Origin of the sequence: Streptomyces kronopolitis, from assembly GCF_050953795.1 — a bacterium.
In the GTDB taxonomy this organism is placed as follows: domain Bacteria; phylum Actinomycetota; class Actinomycetes; order Streptomycetales; family Streptomycetaceae; genus Streptomyces; species Streptomyces kronopolitis_A.
In genome coordinates this window covers 3,417,860-3,436,533 of record NZ_CP191850.1, presented here as the reverse complement: position 1 = coordinate 3,436,533, position 18,674 = coordinate 3,417,860, and the positions used below count along the sequence as shown (strand labels likewise).

Below are 18,674 nucleotides of genomic sequence, written 5' to 3'. Positions count from 1 at the left end.
TCGCACTGCGGTCCGGGCCGGGTGCCCCGACCATGCGTATATGGGCCGTCCGATACCCCCGCTCTCCGCCTCGTCGTCGCCGACTGAGTACCGGGCGGAGCGCGCACGGTGGTGGCACCGCCGACGGCCCGGCAGACCCGGCAAGCCCCCGGGCCTGCCGGGGCCGCGCCGCCGCCGGTGGTCGTGGCTCCCCACGACGCTGGTGACCCTGCTGGTGCTGGTGCTCCTGGTGGTGGCGGCCGGGGCCTGGCTCTACCTCTGGGCGGCGGGCAATCTGCGGCACGTCTCCGCGCTGAGCGGGTACGCCGGGCGCCCGGCCGCGGGCAAGGGCACGAACTGGCTGCTGGTCGGCTCGGACAGCCGCAGTGAGCTGACCCCGCAGCAGCGCAGGGACCTGCACGTCGGCAACGGCCGGGTGCAGAACACCGACACGATCATGGTGCTGCACTCCGGCGCGCACGGCCCCACGCTGGTCAGCCTGCCGCGGGACAGCTACGTACCGATACCGGGGCACGGCAGCCGGAAGATCAACGAGGCCTACGCCGACGGCGGACCGCAGCTGCTCACCCGAACGGTGGAACAGGCGACCGGCCTGCGCATCGACCGCTACGCCGAGGTGAACTTCCTGGGCTTCGTGCAGATCGTGGACGCGCTGGACGGGGTGCGGCTGTGCCTGGACAAGCCGCTGAAGGACGAGAAGTCGGGGGCGGACTTCCCGGCGGGCTGCCGGCGGATGAACGGCACCGAGGCGCTGGCGTACGTCCGCGCCCGGTATACCGACCCCGACGGAGACCTCGGACGGGTGAAGCGCCAGCGGCAGCTGATCGGCGCGGTGGCGGACGGGATGGCGTCCTCGGACGTGTACCTCGACCCGTCCCGGTCCAAGCGGGTCCTGGACGCCTCACTGGCGGCGCTGCGCGTGGACGACGACGCCGATGTGGCGCAGTTGCTGGGTATGGGCAGGTCGATGCGGCAGATCTCGTCGGGCGCGGGGACGGCGACGACGGTGCCGGTGCGGCGGCCCGGAGTGATGGTCAGCGGTGTCGGCTCGGTGCTGCCGTGGAAGGAGAACGGGGCGAGCCGTTTGTTCCAGGCCCTGCGGAACGACGAGCGGATTCCGACTTCTGCCGATAAATGACGCATCCTGTGGGGTGGGTCGGGTAAGGCGGAGTGTCGTGAGGAGTAGCGCATCGCACCGATCCCACGAGAAGTGCGGGTCATTGCGCGGAGAGGGGCTTGAAGGATGAGTGCATCGGTTTCGCCTCACGGGTTCGAGACCGTACGGGGACGCGGGTACCGGTCGGAGGACGTGGACCGCCGCGTGGAGGGGCTTTCGGTCGACCGCGACTCCTGCTGGGAGCGCGCGGCACGGCTCACCGTCCTGGCCAACGAGATGGAGGCCGAACTCACCGAGCTGCGGGACTACGTGGCGCGGCTGCCGCCGCAGACCTTCGAGTCCCTCGGCAGCGAGGCCCGGCTGATCTTCACCACCGCGCAGTCCGAGGGGGCGCGGCTGCGGGCCGGGGCGGAGCGCGACGCGCGGCAGGCCGGCAAGGAGGCCGCGGCCTACTCCGACGAGGTCCGGGACGCGGCCGAGCGGGCGGCGTACACCCTGCGCACCGAGGCGGAGGCCTGGGGCCGGCGCACCGAGGAGGCGGCGCGCGGCGAGGCCGCGGAGCTGGCGGTCACGGCGGCCCAGGAGGCCGCGGAGCTGCGGGACGACGCGGCCGAGGCGCTGGCGCAGGTGCGCGCGCGGACCGCGCAGTTGCTGTGCGACCAGGAGAAGCGGCAGTCCCAGGAGTGGGACGCGGCCGGGCAGGAGATCGCGGAGCGGGAGGTGGAGACCGACCGGCTGCTGACCGACCTCGACGCCCGGGGGAAGGAGGCCCGGGCCGACGCCCAGCGGCGGTACGCGGAGGCCGAGGAGGAGGCCCGGTACCAGAAGGAGGACGCCGACGGCCGCGCCGCCGGCATGCTGGACCGGGCCCGCGCCGAGGTGGAACGCATCGAGCGGGCCACGGAGCGGATCGTGGCCGGCCACGACGCCGAGCGGGCCGAGGTCCGGGTCCACATGGCCCACGTCCGCACCAGCCTGGCGGCGCTCACCGGGAAGCCGCAGGTGGCCGAGGAGCACGGGGCCGACGCGGGGGAGAGCGGGCCCGGCGTCCGCTCCGGCCGGTCCACCGGCACCGACGCGGAGGACACCGTCGAGACCCAGGTGCCCCGCAGCCGCGGCAGCGCGGACTCCTGAGCCCGGCGGCCGCCCGTCAGGCGCCGCCCTCGCCCTCGCCGGCGGACCGGACGTCGGCGTGCACCGGGAAGCGCCGCGGCGCCAGCACCAGCAGCGCGGTCAGCGCGAGCGCGGCGGCCGCGCCGGCGCCCAGGTAGACGTGGTCGACGGTGGTGTCGACGGCGCGGCGGAGGTAGTCGGTGGCCTGCGCGGTGAGCGCGCCGGGGTGGGCCAGCGCCCGGGAGACCGCGTCGAGGTCGGCGGGCAGATTGCCGCGCAGGCCCGAAGGGGCCTGTGCCAGGCGGTCGTTGAGGGTGGCGTTGGCGAGCGCGCCGAACAGCGCGGCGCCCAGCGACTGCCCGACCTGGCGGCAGAAGAGGACGGAGGCGGTGGCGGTGCCGCGCTCCCGGTAGCCGACCGAGGACTGGATGCCGATGATCAGCGGGAGCTGGAAGAGGCCGAGGGCCGCGCCGAGCGCCAGCATGATCAGGGCGGGCTGCCAGGCCGCGCCGGGGTAGGGCAGCAGCGGGAAGGCGAACAGGATCAGACTCGCCGCGGCGATGCCGAGCACCGCGCAGTTGCGGATGCCGAGCCGGGTGTAGACGCGGCTGCTCAGGGCGGCCGAGACCGGCCAGCTCAGGGTCATCACGCAGAGCACGAAGCCGGCCGCGGTCGGACCCAGGCCCAGCACCGCCTGCGCGTAGGTCGGCAGGAACACCGTCGGCGCGACCATCAGCAGCCCCAGGGCGCCCAGCGCGAGGTTGACGGCGCACAGGGGGCGGCGGCGCCACACCCAGCCGGGGATGATCGGCTCCGCGGCCCGCCGTTCGACGAGGACGGTGAGCGCGGCGCAGCCCGCGCTGCCGGCGAACAGCAGCAGCGACGGCGTGGAGAGCCAGGCCCACGCCACCCCGCCCTGGACCAGGGCGGTCAGCAGCAGCCCGCCGGCCGCGAAGATCGCCAGCGCGCCGGGCCAGTCGACCCGGGAGCGGCCGGCCACGGCGGCGCCGTCCGGGCCGCGCTGCGGCTCGGCGAAGTGCCGGACGATCAGCCAGAGAGCCACCGCCCCCACCGGCACATTGATCAGAAAGATCCACCGCCACCCGGCACCGGCGGCCAGCAGCCCGCCCAGCGCGGGCCCGGCGACCGAGGAGGCCGCCCACACGCTGGAGAGCCGGGCCTGGATCCTGGGCCGGTCCCGCATCGGGTAGAGGTCGGCGGCGATGGTCTGCACGGTGCCCTGGAGGGCGCCGCCGCCCAGCCCCTGTACGACCCGGAAGGCGATCAGCGCGGCCATGTTCCAGGCGGCCGCGCAGGCCAGCGAGCCGGCGAGGAAGAGCGCGATCCCGGTGAGCAGGACGGGCTTGCGGCCGAAGGTGTCGGAGAGCTTGCCGTAGACGGGCAGGGTGACGGTGACGGCCAGCAGATAGCCGGAGAACAGCCAGGAGAAGACCGCGAAGCCGCCGAGGTCGCCGACGATCTGCGGGACGGCGGTGGCGATGATCGTCGAGTCGAGCGCGGCGAGCGCCATCCCGAGCATGAGGGCGGCGACGACCGGCCGGGGCGGCGGCCCCGTGGGCGCCCGGCCCGTCGTGCGCAGGGCTTCGGGTCCGCCGTGGCCGGTCCGCCGGATGCTTCCGCTCACCGTTCCCCCTCCAAGGTCGTTGTACCGTGCACCCTTCCATGTGGATGCCGGGGGAGGGAACCGCGCCCGGGCGCGGGGGCGGCCCCGGGTTCGGGTCCGGCCGGGTGGCGGGCGGGCGTACTCTTGGCAACCCCGGCCCGTGCGACGTGTCGGGCTGCTGCGTTGTTCGCCTCGCTGGGACGGAACCCTTTTCATGAGCCTGACTGGTCTGCTCGACGCCGTCGCACAGGACCCGGCGCTCGCCGAAGCGGTGCAGGCCGCGGCCGACGGAAACCGGCCGCACGTGGACCTGGTGGGCCCGCCGGCCGCCCGCCCGCTGGCCATCGCCGCGTTCGCCCGGCGGGCCGGCCGCCCGGTGCTCGCGGTGACCGCCACCGGCCGCGAGGCGGAGGACCTCGCCGCCGCCCTGCGCAGCCTGATGCCGGCCGGCGAGGACAACTCCGTCGTCGAGTTCCCGTCCTGGGAGACGCTGCCGCACGAGCGGCTCTCGCCGCGCTCGGACACCGTCGGCCGGCGCCTGGCGGTGCTGCGCCGGCTGGCCCATCCGCGCGCCGACGACCCGATGGCCGGCCCGGTCTCGGTCGTCGTCGCCCCCGTCCGCTCGGTGCTCCAGCCGCAGGTCAAGGGGCTGGGCGAGCTGGAGCCGGTCAGTCTGCGGTCGGGGCAGAGCGCCGATCTCGCCGAGATCGTCGACGGACTGGCGGCGGCTGCCTACGCCCGGGTGGAGCTGGTCGAGAAGCGCGGTGAGTTCGCGGTCCGCGGCGGGATCCTGGACGTCTTCCCGCCGACCGAGGAGCACCCGCTGCGGGTGGAGTTCTGGGGCGACGACGTCGAGGAGATCCGCTACTTCAAGGTCGCCGACCAGCGGTCCCTGGAGGTGGCCGAGCACGGCCTGTGGGCGCCGCCGTGCCGTGAGCTGCTGCTGACCGAGGACGTCCGCGCCCGGGCGGCCGCCCTCGCCGAGGACCACCCCGAGCTGGGCGAACTCCTCGGCAAGATCGCCGAAGGCATCGCCGTGGAGGGCATGGAGTCGCTCGCCCCGGTGCTCGTCGACGAGATGGAACTGGTGCTGGACGTGCTGCCGAAGGGCAGCATGGCGGTGGTCTGCGACCCGGAGCGGGTACGGACCCGGGCCGCCGACCTGGTGGCGACGAGCCTGGAGTTCCTCCAGGCGTCGTGGGCGGCCGCCGCCGGCGCCGGCGGCGGGGCGGCACCGATCGATGTCGGCGCGGCCTCCCTGTGGGGCATCGCGGACGTCCGCGACCGGGCCCGTGAGCTGGGCATGATGTGGTGGTCGGTCTCCCCCTTCGCGGCCGACGAGGACCTGGCGGCGGACGGCGACACCCTCAAGCTGGGCATGCACGCCCCCGACACCTACCGCGGCGACACCCAGCGCGCGCTGGCCGACACCAAGCAGTGGCTCGCCGACGGCTGGCGCACCGTCTACCTCACCGAGGCGCACGGCCCCGCGGCCCGTACGGTCGAGGTCCTGGGCGGGGAGGGCATCGCCGCCCGGCTGGACGCCGACCTCCCGCAGATCTCCGCCTCCGTCGTCCACGTCGCCTGCGGCTCGCTCGACAACGGCCTCATCGACCCGGGGCTCAAGCTCGCCGTCCTGACCGAGACCGACCTCTCCGGGCAGAAGGCGGCCGGCAAGGACGCGGCCCGGATGCCGGCCCGCCGCCGCAAGACCATCGACCCGCTGACCCTCCAGGCCGGCGACTTCATCGTGCACGAACAGCACGGCGTGGGCCGCTACATCGAGATGGTGCAGCGCACGGTCCAGGGCGCCACCCGCGAATACCTCCTCGTCGAGTACGCCCCCGCCAAGCGCGGCCAGCCCGGCGACCGCCTCTACATCCCCACCGACCAGCTGGAGCAGGTCACCAAGTACGTCGGTGGCGAGGCGCCCACCCTGCACCGGCTCGGCGGCGCCGACTGGACCAAGACCAAGGCGCGCGCCAAGAAGGCCGTCAAGGAGATCGCCGCCGACCTGATCAAGCTGTACAGCGCGCGGATGGCGGCGCCCGGCCACATCTTCGGCCCGGACACCCCCTGGCAGCGCGAGCTGGAGGACGCCTTCCCCTACGCGGAGACGCCCGACCAGCTCACCACCATCGCCGAGGTCAAGGAGGACATGGAGAAGTCGGTCCCGATGGACCGCCTGATCTGCGGCGACGTCGGCTACGGCAAGACCGAGATCGCGGTCCGTGCCGCCTTCAAGGCCGTCCAGGACGGCAAGCAGGTCGCCGTTCTCGTCCCGACCACGCTGCTCGTCCAGCAGCACCTCGGCACCTTCACCGAGCGTTACGGCCAGTTCCCGGTCAACGTCAAGGCGCTGTCCCGCTTCCAGACCGACGGCGAGGCCAGGGCCGTCCTCGACGGGCTGCGCGAGGGCTCCGTCGACCTCGTCATCGGCACCCACCGGCTGTTCTCCTCCGAGACCAAGTTCAAGGACCTCGGCCTGGTCATCGTCGACGAGGAGCAGCGCTTCGGCGTCGAGCACAAGGAGCAGCTGAAGAAGCTGCGCGCCAACGTCGACGTCCTGACGATGTCCGCCACCCCCATCCCGCGCACCCTGGAAATGGCGGTCACCGGCATCCGCGAGATGTCGACGATCACCACCCCGCCCGAGGAGCGCCACCCGGTCCTGACCTTCGTCGGCCCCTACGAGCAGAAGCAGATCGGCGCGGCCATCCGCCGTGAACTCCTGCGCGAGGGCCAGGTCTTCTACATCCACAACCGCGTCGAGTCGATCGACCGCGCCGCCGCCCGGCTCCGCGAGATCGTCCCCGAGGCCCGCATCCGGACCGCCCACGGCCAGATGGGCGAGTCGCAGCTGGAGCAGGTCGTCGTCGACTTCTGGGAGAAGAAGTTCGACGTCCTGGTCTCGACCACGATCGTCGAATCGGGCATCGACATCTCCAACGCCAACACCCTGATCGTCGAGCGCGGCGACAACTTCGGTCTCTCCCAGCTCCACCAGCTGCGCGGCCGGGTGGGCCGCGGCCGCGAGCGCGGCTACGCCTACTTCCTCTACCCGCCGGAGAAGCCGCTCACCGAGACCGCCCACGAGCGGCTGGCGACCATCGCCCAGCACACCGAGATGGGTGCGGGCATGTACGTCGCCATGAAGGACCTGGAGATCCGCGGCGCGGGCAACCTCCTGGGCGGCGAGCAGTCCGGCCACATCGCCGGCGTCGGCTTCGACCTCTACGTCCGGATGGTGGGCGAGGCGGTCGCCGACTACCGCGCCTCCCTGGAAGGCGGCGTGGAGGAGGAGCCCCCGCTCGAAGTCAAGATCGAACTCCCGGTGGACGCCCACGTCCCGCACGACTACGCGCCCGGCGAGCGGCTGCGCCTCCAGGCCTACCGCGCCATCGCCTCCGCCTCCTCGGAGGAGGACATCGCGGCCGTCCGCGAGGAGCTGGTCGACCGCTACGGCAAGCTCCCCGAGCCGGTCGAGAACCTGCTGCTGGTCGCCGGCCTGCGGATGCTGGCACGCGCGTGCGGGGTCGCCGACATCACGCTCCAGGGCGCCAACGTCCGTTTCGGACCGGTGGAGTTGCGCGAGTCCCAGGAGCTGCGCCTGAAGCGGCTGTACCCCCGTACGGTCCTCAAGCCGGCCACCCGCCAGATCCTGGTGCCGCGGCCGACCACGGGCAAGATCGGCGGCAAGCCGGTGGTGGGGCGCGAGCTGCTCGCGTGGGTGGGTGAGTTCCTCACCACGGTGTTGGGCTCGTAGGCCCGCTTCCCACGTTGTCGGCTGCGGCGCCGTTCGCCTCCGGCGGGGGGGCCGTTCCGCCTTCGGCGGGGTGGGGTGTTGGTTGGGCGGGGGCGCCTGTGGTGTGTGGTGGTGGCGGTGGCGGTCCTGCGGGGCCTGTGTTGTGGACTGCTTCGCTTTACGTCCACAACACAGGCCCCTCCGGCCCGCCCCCTCCCGTCCGGATCGGCGCCCCCGTCCGGTGGGGGGAGTGGTCAAAAGCCAGAAGCTCGGCCGTGGCGTAGTCCGGCCGAGCTTCTGGTTTTTGTTTTTGACACTCCCCCCACCGGGGTGGGGCCCCCACAACTACGGGAGGGGGCAGGGGCGGAGGGGTGGGTGTGTGGACGTAAAGCGAAGCAGTCCACACACCCACCCCGGAGCCCCTGCCACCGCCACCCCCACACACCTACCGGGACCCCACCCCACAACCACCCCCGCCCCCGCCGAAGGCGGGAAAAACGAACAGAAACAAGCACGGCGGATCACCCGGCAACATGGGAAGCAATGAGCTGCGCACACGCGGCAGGAGACGTCGAGGTCGTATCGACCTCAAGGTCGTAGTCGACGCCCTGGTGGACAAGGGCGGCCTGGGTGGTGGCCATGCCCACCACTCTGTCGCCGCGGGCGAGTTCGCGGGCGGCGGCGGTGGCGGGGTCGCAGTGCACGCCGACCCACAGGACCGTCAGGCCGTCCAGGGCCCGGCGCCAGCGGTCCTGTCCCGCGCCGCCGCTCAGGAGGACCTCGTCGAGGATGATGCCGGTGCCGGCGCGGGCCATCGCGGCGATGCCGTGCAGCCAGCCGGTCTCCAGCGCGCGGAACGCGGGGCCGGCCGAGACCGTGCCGTCGGGGGCGAGCACCAGTCCGTCGGGGGAGTCCATCAGGGCGGGCGGCAGGGCGGCCGCGAAGGTGTCGACGCCGAAGGTCAGCCAGGGGTGGGGGAGGGTGTCCTGCAGGGCCCGGGCCAGGGTGGAAGTACCCGCGCTGGAGCCGCCGTTCAGGACGATCACGTCGGTGGTCATCGCGGCACCGTACGCGCTCAGCGGGCGGATGTCCGGTGAAATACGAGCAGGCCCCCGGCCGAGCCGAACAGGACGTACGTGGAGCGGGGATGGCGGGCCATGGCGTCCGCCAGGGCCTGGTGCGGGGTGCGGTCGGTGGGCAGCTGCACGGCGACGTAGTCCGGTGCCAGGCGCCCGGTGTCGCCGGTCCAGAAGACCCGGGTGCGGCCGGTGAGCCGGCTCAGCGGCCGGATGTCGGACTCCACGGTGGCGCCGTCGGGTATCCGGGCCAGCAGCTTCTCGGCGGCGACGGCGTCCGGCGGGGTGCGGTAGGTGGCGGACTCGGTGAGGCGGGCCAGCGGCAGCGTGGTCGTCAGCGCCAGGGACGCGGTCAGTACGGCGGCCGGCAGATGGTGGGCGTAGGAGCGCAGCCGGGGGCGGGTGGAGACCCGTATCCGTGGCAGCGCGTCGACCAGCGCCAGGAAGACCACCGGCATCAGCACGGCGCTGTAGTGCCAGTCGGTGCCCCAGTAGTGCGGCTCGTGTGACAGGAAGCGCCAGCCCAGGGTGGGCAGGGCGACCAGCAGCAGGGGGGAGCGCAGCGCGAGCAGGCCGGTGGTGGGCAACAGGGCCCACAGGGTGGTGCGCAGGGCGGTGGCCAGGGGTATCGCCGCGCCGCCGCCCTCGGCGCCGAACTTGCTCCAGTAGTCGTAGGAGCCGGAGCCGTTGAAGCCGGGTATCAGCACGCCGAGGGTCACGGCGGTGGCGCTGAGGCCGAAGGCGACCAGTGCGATGGCCAGCGGGCCGGCCCGGCGGGTCCGTATCAGGGCGAGCGCGCCGATGGTGGCCGCGGTCACCCCGAGGTCCTCCTTGACCAGCACCAGCGGCGCGGCCCAGCACACCACCGCGGTCCACCGCCCGCGCAGCACCGCTTCGAGCGCGAAGGCGATCAGCGGCAGCGCGAAGGCGATCTCGTGGAAGTCGAAGTCGACGGCCTTCTGCACGCCCCACGACAGTCCGTACGCGACGCCGATGGCCAGGCCCGGAAGGCGGCCCAGGGAACGGGCGGCGGCGCGGGTGACCGGGAGCACCGACAGCGCGAACAGCGCGGCCTGCGCGAGCAGCAGGGTCAGTGAGGACGGGAACAGCCGGTAGAGGGGGGCGAGTACGACCAGGACGGGGCTGAAGTGGTCCCCGAGGATGTTGGTGCCCGGCCCCTTGAGGTCCACGATCGGCGCCCCGAAGTGGGCGTAGCCCCGTATCGCCTGCTCGAAGATGCCCAGGTCCCAGGAGGACGTGGACAGGGTGCGGAAGCGCCAGAGCGCCAGTACCGCGTAGGCGAGGAAGAAGAATCCGGCGGTCCAGTACGGGTCGAGGCGGGGGCGCCGGAGCGGGGCGGTCCGGGTGCGCAGCCGGTGCGCGGCGCTCCGCAGCCGGTCCCGCGGACCCCGCGGCCCGCCGTCACCGGCGCGCGTGTGCAGCGGCCCGTCCGGCGACTCCGTCCGCTGCGGCGGTACGACGACACCGGTCAGGGCATCGCCCCCCGGTATCCGACCCGGGGCATCCCCAGCCGTTGCTGCGGCCGTGTTCATGCGGACCCTCACTCTCCCCCAGCTCGAAAAGATACTCGAACCGACGCCCTGCCCCCGCCCTGCCGCCGGCCCTCGCACCCGCCGCCCCGGGTGCCAGTGACTCAGACGCGGGGGCGGACGGGTCCGTTCCCGGGGGCGGCCCCTCCCCGCAGGGGGCGGTGCGGTGCGCGGCCGAGAAACCCGGCCCGCCCCAGATCGTTGCCCGAAGCAGTGGCTCAGGCCACGCCGACTCCATAGCATCGATCCACCAAGGTCGAGACTTCGTCGCACGATCTGCCGGGAGGCCATGTGTTCCGCCGTAGGACAGCGCTCTCCGTATCCGCCACCGCCGCGCTGCTGGTCGCGGCTCCTCTGCTCGCCGCCTGCGGGGACGCCGCGCATCCGGGCGCCGCGGCCATCGTGGACGGGAAGCGGATCACCGTCTCGCAGTTGCAGGCGAAGGTGAAGGACGTGCGCGCCGCCCAGGCCGAGACCCCGCAGGGCGGTCAGCTCGTGCGGAACACCGGCCGGCTGAGCCTGGCCACCCTCAACGGCATGATCTTCGACCGGGTGCTGGCGCGCAGCGCGCGGGACGCCGGGGTGACGGCCGACCGCGCGGACGTCCAGCGCTGGCGGGCCGCGGCCGAGCGGCAGGCCGGCGGCGCGGGGCGGCTGCGGGAGATGTGGCTCCAGCAGGGCATCGCGCCCGACGAGATCGACGGCATGGTCCGCAATCAGCTGCTGCTCGACGGCGTCGCCCGGCACCTCGGCGTGGACCGGGGCACGCCGCAGGGCCAGCAGCAGCTCGCCCGGGCGCTGGCCAAGACCTCCCGCTCCCTGGGGATCGACGTCAATCCGCGCTTCGGCACATGGGACGACCAGCAGGTCATCCTCGGCCGGACCAAGGACCCCTGGATCACCCAGGCGTCCGCCGGCGAACAGGCCTGATTCGCGGGGCGTACGGCGGGGGCGGGGGCGTCGGCCGGGGCCTTCGGCGGGCGGCGCCGGGCGTTGTCGGTGCGGTGCGTTACGTTCGAGGCGTGAACGCTGACGCCTCCGCCTCCGCCTCCGCCGCCGACACCGGCGCCGCCGCCCGCCCCGAGGGCACCGGCACCGGCCGCCTGGTCCTGCTCACCACCAGCCACCGGGTCGCGCCCGGTCTGCTGTCCTGGCCCGCGTGGCAGGTCCTGCGCGCGGCCGGGCGGGTGCTGTGCGCCGATGCCGGCCATCCGCAGCTGCCGTATCTGCGGGAGGCCGGCATCGAGGTGGAGACCGCGTCCCCCACCGCCCGTGAGCTGGTCGACCACTGCGTGTCCGGGGCGCGCACCGCCGTCGTCCTGACCTCCGCGGACGGCGAGAGCGCGCTGACCGACGGCCTGGCCCGGCTGGCCGGATCCGGCCGCGAGACCATGCCCGACCTGGAGCTGCTGCCCGGTTCCTACGACCTGCCGGGCGCCCGCCTCCTCGATCTCGTCCAGGTCATGGACCGGATCCGCGCCGAATGCCCGTGGAGCAGCATCCGGACGCACGAGGACCTCGCCAAGTACGGCCTGGAGGAGGCCTACGAGATGGTCGAGGCCATCGAGTCGGGCGACCGCGCGGAGCTGCGCGAGGAGCTGGGGGACGTGCTCCTCCAGGTCGTCTTCCACGCCCGGATCGCCCAGGATGATCCCGACGAGCCGTTCTCCGTCGACGAGGTCGCGGGCACGATCGTGGACAAGCTGATCCACCGCCACCCCCATGTCTTCGGGGAGGAGGACGCCGCGACCCCGGAGGACGTGCGGGCGCACTGGATGCGGACGAAGGCCGAGGAGAAGCAGCGGGAGTCGGTGACCGAGGGCGTTCCGCTGGCCCAGCCCGGTCTCGCCCTCACGGCGAAGCTCGCCTCGCGGGCGCGGTCGGCCGGGTTGGAGGTCGCCGTGCCGTCCGGCCACGGGATCGGCTACGAGCTGCTGGCGATGGCGATACGGGCCGAGGCCGACGGGGTCGACCCCGAGGCGGCACTGCGGGCGGCCGCCCGCGCCTACCGGGACGCGGTGCTGGCCGCGGAGCGCGGCACCGCGTGAGGACCGTCAGCCGCCGCTGAGCCGGGGGGCCCGGCGCCGCAGCAGATCCGCGGCCCAGACCAGCACCGTCACCGCCGCGAGCGCCGCCCCCAGGACGCACACCCCGCCCCAGCCCGCCGTGCCCCAGACCACCGAGGTCAGCGCCGAGCCCGCGGCGCCGCCGGCGAAGTAGCTGGTCATGTAGACGGAGTTGAGGCGGTTGCGGGCCTCGGGGCGGACCCCGAAGACCATGTTCTGGTTGCTGATGTGCACCGCCTGGACCGACAGGTCCAGCACGATCACCCCGGCCAGCAGCGCCGCCAGCGACCAGCCGCCGCCCGCCCCGCCGGCCGCCAGCAGACCCCAGGACCCCAGCAGCAGGAACGCCCCGGCACCGGTGACGTGGTGCACCAGACCGCGGTCCGCGAGCCGCCCGGCGGCCGACGCGGACAGTGAGCCGGCCGCGCCCACCAGCCCCAGCAGCCCGATGGCGGACTCCTGCCAGCCGTAGGACGGGCCGGACATCAAGAACGCCAGCGCCGTCCACAGCACGCTGAACCCCGCGAAGATCAGCGCACCGAGCGCCGCCCGCCGGCGCAGCACCGGCTCCTGGGCGAACAGCCCCAGCATGGAGCGCAGCAGCGCCGGATACCGCAGCCCGGCCGGGGTGCGCAGGGTGGGCAGCTTGAGCCGCAGCAGCAGCGCCATGATCAGCATCAGCACCGCGTTGACCCAGTACACGGTGCGCCAGCTGCCGACCTCGGCCAGCAGCCCGGCGGCGGTGCGGGCCAGCAGGATGCCCAGCAGCAGCCCGGTCATGACGGTGCCGACGGTCCGGCCGCGTTCGGCGGGGGCCGCGAGGGTCGCCGCATAGGGCACCACGACCATGGCGGCGACGGAGGTCAGGCCGGTCAGCGCGGTGCCGGTCAGCAGAAGGGCGGCGTTGGGGGCGCTCGCCGTGACGGTCAGGAAGACGGCGGTGGCCGCGGTCAGGGTGACGGCGAGCCGGCGCCGTTCCAGCAGATCGCCGAGCGGCACGAGCAGCAGCAGCCCGAGCGCGTAGCCGACCTGGGCGACGGTGACCACCAGCGCGGCGGTGGAGGTGGACAGCCCCAGATCGTGGCCGATGACGTTCAGCAGCGGCTGGGCGAAGTAGTTGCCGGCCACGGACAGTCCGGTGGCGACCGACATCAGCAGCAGCGTGCCGCGCCCCAGTCCCGGTCCGGTCGCCGAGGTGTTCCCGGTGGCCGGCTCCGTGCGCTGCGTGGTCTCCACGACGTGCCCTCCCCTGTCTCTCCTGTTTCACCTGCCGCCACGACGGCCACGGGCACCTTCCACCCTGGGCGACACAAGATAATGAGTCCAACACATCGTTTTCATGAGACCCATCGTGAAATGAGATGGATGTCGTCTAAGGTCGGTAAGTGTGGAACTGCAGCAGATGCGCTATGTGGTGGCGGTGGCCGAGACCGGCGGATTCACCCGCGCCGCCGAGCGCTGCCGGGTGGTGCAGTCCGCGCTCAGCCATCAGATCGCCCGGCTGGAGAAGGACCTCGGCGCCCGGCTCTTCGAGCGGACCAGCCGCAGCGTCCGGCTGACCGCCGCCGGTGAGGCCTTTCTCCCGGTCGCCCGGCAGGCGCTGCAGACCGTCGATCGGGCCCGCGCCGAGGTGGCGGCGGCCACCGGCGAGGTGCGCGGCCGGCTGGTGGTGGGGGCGATCTCCACCGTCTCGGCCGTCGACCTCGCCCGGGTGCTGGGCGATTTCCGCAGCCGCTACCCCCGGGTGCAGATCCGGCTGCAGATGGAGATGACCGAGACCCTCGTGGACAAGGTGCGCGACGCCGTACTGGACGTCGCCTTCATCGGGATGGTGCCCGGTGCGCGCAACCCCGGTGTGGCGGAGAAGGAGCTGGCGCGCAGCGAGCTGGTCGCGGTGGTGGCGCCGGGGCATCCGCTGGCCGAGCGGGAGTGGACGACCCTGGCGCGGGTGGCGCGGGAGACCTTCGTCGACTTCACGGCGGGATCCGCCGCCCGCCGGCAGCGCGAGGACGCGTTCCGCGCGGCGGGCCTGGAGTCGGAGGTGGCGTACGAGGTCACCACGGTCGAGTTCCTGGCGAAGCTGGTGCGGGCCGGGCTGGGCATCGGCATGGTGCCGGAGCCGATGGCCGCCGGCCTGCCCGGGCTGCACGCGGTGCGGGTCCGGCCGGCGCCCCAGCGGACCGAGCGGGTGGTGTGGAGCGCCCGGGGGCCCTCGCCGGCGGCACTGGCGTTCCTGTCGGCGCTGGGGGTGGACCCGGAGTAGGGGAGGGCCCACCGCGCTCCGGCCGGTGTGCGGGCCCCGGCCGGTGTGCGGGCGCGCCGTGGTGCGCCCACCGGTTACGGTCGGAAGGTGCCCCATGAGCCCCACCAGCCCCATACCGCCGCCGACGCCCCCGCCGGCTGCCCCGTCGCAGCGGCAGCCGAAGCGGCCTCCGGATCCGCGGCCAAGACCGCTCCCGGGCCCGCCCCCGAGCTATTCACCTGGGAGTTCGCCGCCGATCCGTATCCGGCGTACGCCTGGCTGCGGGAGCATGCGCCGGTGCACCGGACCCGGCTGCCCAGCGGCGTCGAGGCCTGGCTGGTGACCCGCTACACCGAGGCGCGCCAGGCGCTGGCGGACGGCCGGCTGTCCAAGAACCCGGTCCACCACAGCGAGTCCGCGCACGGCAAGGGCAAGGTCGGCATCCCGGGGGAGCGCAGCGCCAACCTGATGACGCATCTGCTCAACATCGACCCCCCGGACCACACCCGGCTGCGCCGGCTGGTCTCCAAGGCGTTCACCCCGCGCCGGGTCGCCGCCTTCGCCCCGCGGGTCCAGGAGCTGACCGACCGGCTCATCGACGGCTTCGCGCAGCGCGGCGAGGCCGATCTGATCCATGAGTTCGCCTTCCCGTTGCCCATCTACGCGATCTGCGATCTGCTGGGCGTCCCGCCCGAGGACCAGGACGACTTCCGCGACTGGGCGGGCATGATGATCCGGCACGGCGGGGGACCGCGCGGCGGCGTCGCCCGCTCCGTGAAAAAGATGCGCGGCTATCTCGCCGAGCTGATCCACCGCAAGCGCGCAACTCTCGGGGCCAGCGCCGAGCCCGGCGAGGACCTGATCTCCGCGCTGATCCGGGCCTCCGACCACGGCGAGCACCTCACCGAGAACGAGGTCGCCGCGATGGCGTTCATCCTGCTCTTCGCCGGCTTCGAGACCACCGTCAACCTCATCGGCAACGGCACCTACGCGCTGCTGCGCCACCCCGCCCAGCGCGAGCTGCTGCAGAAGTCGATCGAGGCCGGCGACCCGGACCTGCTCGCCACCGGTATCGAGGAACTGCTCCGCTACGACGGCCCCGTGGAGCTGGCGACCTGGCGGTTCGCGACCGAGGAACTGACGCTGGGCGGGCAGCGGATCGCCGCGGGGGACCCGGTCCTGGTGGTGCTGGCCGCCGCCGACCGCGACCCGGCGCGCTTCGATGAGCCCGACGTCCTCGACCTGACCCGGCGGGACAACCAGCACCTGGGATACGGGCACGGCATCCACTACTGCCTGGGGGCGCCGCTCGCCCGCCTGGAGGGACAGACCGCGCTGGCGACGCTGCTGACCAGGCTCCCGGACCTCCGTCTCGCCGCGGAACCCGACGCGCTGCGCTGGCGCGGCGGGCTGATCATGCGCGGACTGCGGTCGCTGCCGGTGGAGTTCTCGCCCGAGCGTCCCTGACCAGCGGTAAGCCCATATTTGACAGCGCGTCAGCCGCGTGACCATCGCGTGATCTGCGCTACACCGACTTGTGACTACCCGTGACCCCGGCTACCTTTCGACCGACGATCGACGGGCTTCATTCGATCGGCCGAAGCGGGGGAGCGGTGAACCGGTGTATTGGTGCTGCCCTGCCCGCCCCGGCCGGAAGTCCGTCGGATTCGTCCGACAACTCCACCGCGCGAAAGGCATCCGCATGCGTTCCGGGAACGGCCGACACCGTCGCCCCCGTCAGGCACCGGCCATCTTTGTCACCGCGGGAGTGACCGGCGCCGGCATCGCCCTGCCGCTGCTCGGCGCGAGCGGCGCCCACGCCGCCGACACCACGACCTGGGACAAGGTCGCCCAGTGCGAGAGCGGCGGGGAGTGGAGCGCGGCCGCGGGCAACGGCTACTACGGCGGCCTCCAGCTGACCCAGGAGATGTGGGACAAGTACGGCGGCTCCGCCTACGCCTCGCGCCCCGACCTCGCCAGCCGCGCCCAGCAGATCGTGGTGGCCCAGTCGATCCTCGACCACCGCGGCCCGGGCGTGTGGACCAGCTGTGCGACGGACGCCGGGCTGGCCCGCGACGGCCGCGCGCCGGAGGTCAACCCCGGCAGCACCAGCACCCCGGAGCCCGACCCGTCCGACGGCGCGGACACCACGGACCCCTGGGGCTCGTCCGGCATGCACGACGGCTCGCCGGCCACGGACGGGCAGGACGAGCCGGGCGACGACACGGGCACCGGGCCGTCCGACGAGCCGACGCCCTCGCCCGCCTCCCCGGACTCCGGCCACGGCGACGACCCGTCCGGCACGCCCGATCCGTCCGGCCCGGCGACGTCCGGCGACGGGCACAAGGACCCCTCGCCGTCCGCCGACCCGTCCGACGCCGGCAGCCGCCCGGACACCACCGGCACGCCGCGGGAGACGCCCGCCCGGGGCAAGCACCGCGGCGGCACGGACCACAAGGGCGGCAACAGCGGCCAGGACGGTCAGGGCGACCGGAACAGCAAGGACGGCCAGGACGGCCAGGGTGACGACGCCGGACGGGCCTCGCGGGGCGGCGAGGCGCACCGGTCGGGCCCGGCGGCCGGCGGCGACTACACCGTGCGCCCGGGTGACAGCCTGTCAGCCATCGCCACGGCCCACCGGCTGGCCGGCGGCTGGTCCGCCCTCTACGACCGCAACGAGGGCGTCATCGGCTCCGACGCGGACCTGATACAGCCGGGCCAGGTGCTCGATCTCGGGCAGAACGCAGGCTAGTTCGTCCCCCTTTGCCCCCTTTGGTGAAAGTGAGACAAGGGTCTCGTTGACCTCAGGGGGCCCGGGACCGTCCACCCCCGGCGCACCGGGCCCCACCTGCGGAGATGTGTCCCGGTCGTGATCGAAATCGGTCAACTTGGCGCAGATGGTGGGGTTTGAACACCACGGGGGTTGCTGCTTAACGTCAGGACCGCTCGCCAAAGCGGGCCCTCCGGTCGCACGCCGAATCCTGCCGGTGACCGGGGGCAGTTGACGCGCAAGCGCCGTAGGCAGGAGCGGGGGAACCAAGGTAAGTGCCGGCCCCGTCCGCGGAAGCGGGCGACCGGCTTGGGGTGAAGCCACGTGCGATGCGCACACGGCCGGGCCACTCACAGCCCGAACCCGACAGCTCACCTCGCAGGCGTCGGTGAGGAAACGAACGAACCATGCTGATCAACAAAGGCAAGCACAGTCGTCCCTCCAAGGCCGTCCGCGTCGCCACCCTCGCCGGCATAGCCGGTGCGGCCGTGGCCGTCCCGCTGATGGGCGCCACCTCCGCCTCCGCCGCCTCGGTCTCCACCTGGGACAAGGTCGCCCAGTGCGAGTCCGGCGGCAACTGGTCGATCAACACCGGTAACGGCTACTACGGTGGCCTGCAGTTCTCGAACTCCAGCTGGGCCGCCGCCGGCGGTACCCAGTACGCGGCGCGCGCCGACCAGGCCTCCAAGAGCCAGCAGATCGCCGCCGCCGAGAAGCTCCTCGCCATCCAGGGCCCGGGTGCCTGGTCCTGCGCCGGTGCCGGCAACCTGACCGCCGGTGGTCCCGCCGCGAACGTCGACACCTCCGGCTCCCAGACGAAGTCCGCCCCGCAGCAGGACTCCGGCAAGACCGAGGCCAAGCCCGAGGCGAAGAAGGCCCCGGCCGCGCCCGAGAAGCGCGCCTCGCGCTCCACCGAGCGCAAGTCGCTGGGCCACGGCAACTACACCGTGAAGGCGGGCGACACCCTCGCCAAGATCGCCAAGGCCCACGGCACCAACTGGAAGTCGGTCTACGAGGCCAACAAGTCGGTCATCGGCGGCAACCCGAACCTGATCATGCCGGGCCAGAAGCTCAACGTCTGAGCCGTTTCCTCACCGGAACTCCTGCCGGCCCGAGCGGCGGGCCCGCTTCCTCCGTGAGACAACCCCGTCCGGCGCGCCCTACCCCCCGGCGCGCCGCGGCGGGGTTTCTCACACCCCGGCCGCCCCGGGGGATCCACCGCCGGCACAGGCCGCTGACCGGCACTGTTCCACGGCGTCGGCCGGTGCGCGAGCAATGCGGTCAAAGGTCCCGTGAACAGGGCCTTTGGGCTCTTCCTGCCGTATTTCCGTCCCACGGAGCGGGCCAAGGGCAAGCTCACGTGCCCGGGGC

At 73.4% G+C, this 18,674-nt stretch carries 13 protein-coding genes and 1 riboswitch; of the genes, 9 read left to right on the top strand and 4 right to left on the bottom strand.

Going from position 1 to position 18,674, the window contains the following annotated elements:
- Positions 1-202 precede the first annotated feature (202 nt).
- Positions 203-1,138: an LCP family protein gene (locus ACQP17_RS15060; RefSeq protein ID WP_364884184.1), complete on the top strand. Its 936-nt coding sequence runs from the start codon at positions 203-205 to the stop codon at positions 1,136-1,138.
- Positions 1,139-1,309: 171 nt separating this feature from the next.
- A complete protein-coding gene (locus ACQP17_RS15055) occupies positions 1,310-2,251 on the top strand; it encodes a cellulose-binding protein (protein ID WP_433856767.1) in 942 nt (313 codons plus the stop codon).
- A 16-nt stretch (positions 2,252-2,267) separates the two neighbouring features.
- On the opposite strand, the gene ACQP17_RS15050 is transcribed toward ACQP17_RS15055, so the two are convergent.
- Positions 2,268-3,875, bottom strand: a complete 1,608-nt coding sequence (locus ACQP17_RS15050) for an MFS transporter (RefSeq protein WP_433856766.1) — start codon at positions 3,873-3,875, stop codon at positions 2,268-2,270.
- Between the two features lie 193 nt (positions 3,876-4,068).
- Here ACQP17_RS15050 and mfd point away from each other — a divergent pair, with 193 nt between their 5' ends.
- On the top strand, positions 4,069-7,620 hold the full coding sequence (gene mfd, locus ACQP17_RS15045; protein ID WP_433856765.1) for a transcription-repair coupling factor: 3,552 nt from the start codon (positions 4,069-4,071) through the stop codon (positions 7,618-7,620).
- A gap of 500 nt (positions 7,621-8,120) precedes the next feature.
- Here the strand turns inward: mfd and ACQP17_RS15040 are convergent, their stop codons facing one another.
- Both ACQP17_RS15040 and ACQP17_RS15035 read right to left on the bottom strand, forming a co-directional pair.
- Complete coding sequence (locus ACQP17_RS15040; protein WP_433856764.1) at positions 8,121-8,657, bottom strand: chloramphenicol phosphotransferase CPT family protein; 537 nt, start codon at positions 8,655-8,657, stop codon at positions 8,121-8,123.
- A 17-nt stretch (positions 8,658-8,674) separates the two neighbouring features.
- Positions 8,675-10,228 carry a DUF2079 domain-containing protein gene (locus ACQP17_RS15035; RefSeq protein WP_433856763.1) on the bottom strand — a complete coding sequence of 518 codons (1,554 nt, stop codon included), beginning with the start codon at positions 10,226-10,228 and terminating at the stop codon, positions 8,675-8,677.
- Between the two features lie 288 nt (positions 10,229-10,516).
- Here ACQP17_RS15035 and ACQP17_RS15030 point away from each other — a divergent pair, with 288 nt between their 5' ends.
- A complete protein-coding gene (locus ACQP17_RS15030) occupies positions 10,517-11,155 on the top strand; it encodes a SurA N-terminal domain-containing protein (protein ID WP_364878452.1) in 639 nt (212 codons plus the stop codon).
- Between the two features lie 92 nt (positions 11,156-11,247).
- The gene (locus ACQP17_RS15025) at positions 11,248-12,273 is read left to right on the top strand and encodes a nucleoside triphosphate pyrophosphohydrolase (RefSeq protein WP_433856762.1); all 1,026 of its coding nucleotides are present in this window, start codon (positions 11,248-11,250) and stop codon (positions 12,271-12,273) included.
- A 6-nt stretch (positions 12,274-12,279) separates the two neighbouring features.
- Here ACQP17_RS15025 and ACQP17_RS15020 read toward each other — a convergent pair whose 3' ends face one another.
- Complete coding sequence (locus ACQP17_RS15020; RefSeq protein WP_433859911.1) at positions 12,280-13,443, bottom strand: MFS transporter; 1,164 nt, start codon at positions 13,441-13,443, stop codon at positions 12,280-12,282.
- Between the two features lie 235 nt (positions 13,444-13,678).
- Between ACQP17_RS15020 and ACQP17_RS15015 the strand changes: the two genes are divergently transcribed.
- The 4 genes from ACQP17_RS15015 to ACQP17_RS15000 all read left to right on the top strand — a co-directional run bounded on the left by ACQP17_RS15015 (position 13,679) and on the right by ACQP17_RS15000 (position 18,385).
- Positions 13,679-14,554, top strand: coding sequence for a LysR family transcriptional regulator (locus ACQP17_RS15015; protein ID WP_433856761.1), 876 nt, complete (start codon positions 13,679-13,681; stop codon positions 14,552-14,554).
- Positions 14,555-14,641: 87 nt separating this feature from the next.
- Positions 14,642-16,000 carry a cytochrome P450 family protein gene (locus ACQP17_RS15010; protein WP_433856760.1) on the top strand — a complete coding sequence of 453 codons (1,359 nt, stop codon included), beginning with the start codon at positions 14,642-14,644 and terminating at the stop codon, positions 15,998-16,000.
- 301 nt (positions 16,001-16,301) lie between these two features.
- Positions 16,302-17,285 (top strand): transglycosylase family protein, encoded by a 984-nt coding sequence (locus tag ACQP17_RS15005; protein WP_433856759.1) that lies wholly within the window; start codon positions 16,302-16,304, stop codon positions 17,283-17,285.
- A gap of 251 nt (positions 17,286-17,536) precedes the next feature.
- Positions 17,537-17,703: riboswitch (cyclic di-AMP (ydaO/yuaA leader) on the top strand.
- 7 nt (positions 17,704-17,710) lie between these two features.
- Positions 17,711-18,385: a transglycosylase family protein gene (locus ACQP17_RS15000; protein ID WP_433856758.1), complete on the top strand. Its 675-nt coding sequence runs from the start codon at positions 17,711-17,713 to the stop codon at positions 18,383-18,385.
- Positions 18,386-18,674 lie beyond the last annotated feature (289 nt).